Annotated in this window: 4 protein-coding genes; all 4 read right to left on the minus strand. The window is 48.7% G+C overall.

From position 1 onward, the window contains the following. On the minus strand, positions 1-925 hold a 925-nt coding region (locus GXO76_15910; protein ID NOY79338.1), incomplete at its 3' end, for a hypothetical protein. Continuing rightward, on the minus strand, positions 922-1,404 hold the full coding sequence (locus GXO76_15915) for a GNAT family N-acetyltransferase (protein ID NOY79339.1): 483 nt from the start codon (positions 1,402-1,404) through the stop codon (positions 922-924). The genes GXO76_15910 and GXO76_15915, both read right to left, overlap by 4 nt. Next, positions 1,404-2,771, minus strand: coding sequence for a sodium-dependent transporter (locus tag GXO76_15920; protein NOY79340.1), 1,368 nt, complete (start codon positions 2,769-2,771; stop codon positions 1,404-1,406). Before GXO76_15920 ends, GXO76_15915 begins: the two co-directional genes overlap by 1 nt. A 339-nt stretch (positions 2,772-3,110) precedes the next feature. Next, positions 3,111-3,359, minus strand: coding sequence for a hypothetical protein (locus GXO76_15925; GenBank protein NOY79341.1), 249 nt, complete (start codon positions 3,357-3,359; stop codon positions 3,111-3,113). Positions 3,360-3,445: the final 86 nt, after the last annotated feature.

Consider the following 3,445-nt stretch of genomic DNA (forward strand, 5'->3'; position numbering starts at 1 on the left):
TAAAAATAAACGCCCGATTGCTGTCCAGTTTGCTTTTGGCCAGCGAATCGCTGACCTGGAGATTCACATAAAAGGTGTCTGCCCGGGGAAATTTGTATTCGGGAAAAACCTTATTCAAAATCGAGACGGCCTCCGAATCACCCGAGATCGTCCACCAAATCATCTTCAGGGGATCCATGTCGGGATCAAAACTGGTGCCGGCATGGAAGGATGCCGGATGTTTCACAAAACCCACACAGGTTGGTCCGCTGCTGGCAACCGGCGGCTGGTTGAATCGATTGACTACAAATCCTGACCAAACGGGCCGGGCCGATCGGTTGTTCACATCCGTAACAAAAATTTTAAACGAGTGAAAGCCCTCCGCCAGCGTGTCAATTTGGCACGAAAGAATCGTATCTGTAAAACTGACGGCGTACCGGGTACTTTTATCCAGAACGACAAACGATTTTTTCGGATTGCCGGCGGCGCCCGAACGCCCCGGATAAAAACGAGCCCGAATCACCACCGGGAAGTTGCGCAGCTCTGCACCGGGTTTCGGAGACAGCAGCCGCACGTCCGGATCCAGCGGATTTTTCAGGATCAACAGCGAATTGCTGTTCTTTCCGCCGTAATCCGGATTGCCGGGGTCCCGTACCCAGTGCTTACCGTCCACCAAAAACCGGTATTCGTAGCGTCCAAACGGAAGCGTCAGCCGGGTTTCCCAGGTACTGTCGGTCTTTGAGAATGTCAGAGGGTTGGCTGTTTTAGACCAGTTATTAAAACTTCCGGCCAGCACAACTGAGTGAACCGGATGAGCCGGTTTGTATCGGAAAACAACTGGAACGCGGGGGGACGTTTGAGCCTGCGCCTGCACCGTCAAAAAAATCGGGACAAGAATAACCCCAAGGAAAACGCCGGCTGCCTGGAAAATCCTTCGGAATTTCATCGCACAATGGGCCCTTGTGATTTCCTGTAAATATATTCGGTGATACCCCGTTTGTAAAAGTCTTCCAACTCCCCGACCTTTTTGTAGCCCCTTTTCTGATAAAAGCCCTGGGCCTCCGTGTTAAAATCGGAAACCAATAAAAACACATTGGGCCCTTTTTGAAAAATTTTATCTTCAGCAAATTGCATGAGAATCTTCCCGACGCCCTTGCCCTGAAAATCGGGGTGAACCGCAATCCAGCGAATGTAACCGCTGTGGTAAAACGTCCCCTGCCGATCGAACCAGACAAAGCCGGCGACCTGCTCGTAAATACGGGCGGAATAAATGGTGCGTTCTTCCTGGAGGGCTTTCAGCAAAATGGAATAAGCCTGGTCGTAATCTGTTCCGTATCGCTGCCAGAGTTTATTTTTTGCAACAATTTCTGCCGCCGCAGCGATATCAAAGGAAGAAAGCGGCGCAATAATGACAGGTGTGTTCATCAAAAAAATCGTCCGGTAACAATCAAATAAACAAAGATCATAAAAATGGCCAGCGGGGCAAAAAATCGAATTGAAAAGGCCCAAACCGGCCGCAGGCTGAATTTTTCCGCGCCCAATTGAACCTCTTTGCTTGCCGCGGCAATTCCCCATTTCCAGCCGACAAAAATGGAAATAAAGAAGGAGCCCACGGTTAGGGCGTAGTTTCCGAAAAGGGCATTCATAAAATCCAAAAACGGCATGTGCACCAGAGGAATGCGGTCGAACCATCCGGACGCTCCCTGAGAAAGCGCCGAGGGAACCCCCACCACGAACGCCACGATGCCTGTAACGACAGCCGCTTTTACCCGGGACCAGTGCCGTTCATCAATAAAATAGGCGACAGCCACCTCCAGAAGGGAAATGGTCGATGTAAGAGCGGCAATGGCCAGCAGCAGAAAAAAACCGGCGCCGAAAACAATTCCAAGCGGCATCTTTTCAAATATCGAAGGAAGAATTAGAAATACCAACCCCGGGCCGCCTTTCGGGCTCATGCCCATGGCAAAAAGAGCCGGGAAAATGGCCAATCCGGCCAGCAAAGCGATGAGCGTGTCGAAAAAGACCACATAACCGGCCGAGGAAATCAGATTATCCCGTTTGGAGATGTAACTGCCGTAGGTGATCATGGCTCCCATTCCCAGGCTCAGGGAAAAGAGGGCCTGTCCCAGTGCCCGAATAAAAATTTCGGGCTTCAAGGCCGAGAAATCCGGCTTCAAATAAAAAGACAAACCGGCTGAAACGCCCGAACCCAGCGTAAGCGACCGAATCACCAAAAGCACCAACAACAAAAAGAGCAGAGGCATGAGAATTTTCGTCCAGCGTTCGATGCCTTCGGAAACACCCCCTGAAACAATAAGCACGGTTATCGCAATAAACACAAAAAGATAGGCAATCTCAGAAACCGGGTTACGGATAAAACCGACAAAAACGTCCTGCGCGGCCTTTTCCCCGGACAGGTGAGAAAAATCCCCCAGCAATGTCTTGAAAAAATAGCCCAGCGTCCAGCCGGCCACAACGCCGTAAAACGAGAGAATCCCGATGCCGGTAATTATACCCAGGACACCGATGAGTTTCCAGTTTGTTTTCGGGAAGATCGCTTCAAACGCGCCGACGGCATTGCGCTGAGAATAGCGACCGATCGTGAGTTCGGCCAGCATAATGGTGAACCCGATAAAAATCACAAAGAAAACATAAATGAGAACAAAAGCCGCTCCGCCGTTTTCTCCCGTCATGTAAGGAAAACGCCAGATGTTCCCAAGCCCGATAGCCGATCCCGCCGCTGCGAGAATAAATCCAACCTTACTGCCCCATTCTTCTCTGGGTGTTTCCATTGGCCCTCCATGAATGGTTCGGAACTGATTGCCGTTTCAGAATTTTGCGTATGACTCTAAATATAAAAACAAAAAGAAGCGTAATCAAGGGATAAAACCCGAGTGGTGGTGTCTGGCCGGGTTGAAATTGGTTATTCAATCTATTCCCCGTGCGAAGGGTTCCAACCTTCGCACGGATTTGAAATTTCCAAAAGGTCGTCGACTCTCTGCCGAAGGCCGATGGATCGAAACGACCACTTGCAAAAATTCAAAAGAATCATTCGCGCATTCGCGGCACACCCCTCCGGCCGGGGGGTTTTTTTATTTTAAGGAAGGGAAAGGGGATGTCTACTGGTTTGATTATTTTTGTTCCGGGTTGTCTTTTTTCCAAATATAACAAATCGGGTTTTGTTGCCCTTTTTTCTTTCCGGTGTATTCTTTGTTCAGATAAAGATTTGTAATGTTTTCATCCGTAACCTCATATCCTTCAAAATACATGCGCTTTCCGTCCTCGGTTTCCAGCCATTTTTCCGGTTTAAAAATTGCCCGAACAATTCCCCTGTGTTCAGCCAAAACATAATCGATTTTGGAAAAATTTTTTTTATTCAATTTCCAACTTTTCCGCGTGGCTTCATAAACGGATTTGTTCGTCTTAAATGTTTTGTTGATGTTAATGAGAAGAAGATTATGTCTGA

The sequence above is a fragment of the Calditrichota bacterium genome, assembly GCA_013151735.1.
Classification (GTDB): Bacteria; Zhuqueibacterota; JdFR-76; order JdFR-76; family BMS3Abin05; genus BMS3Abin05.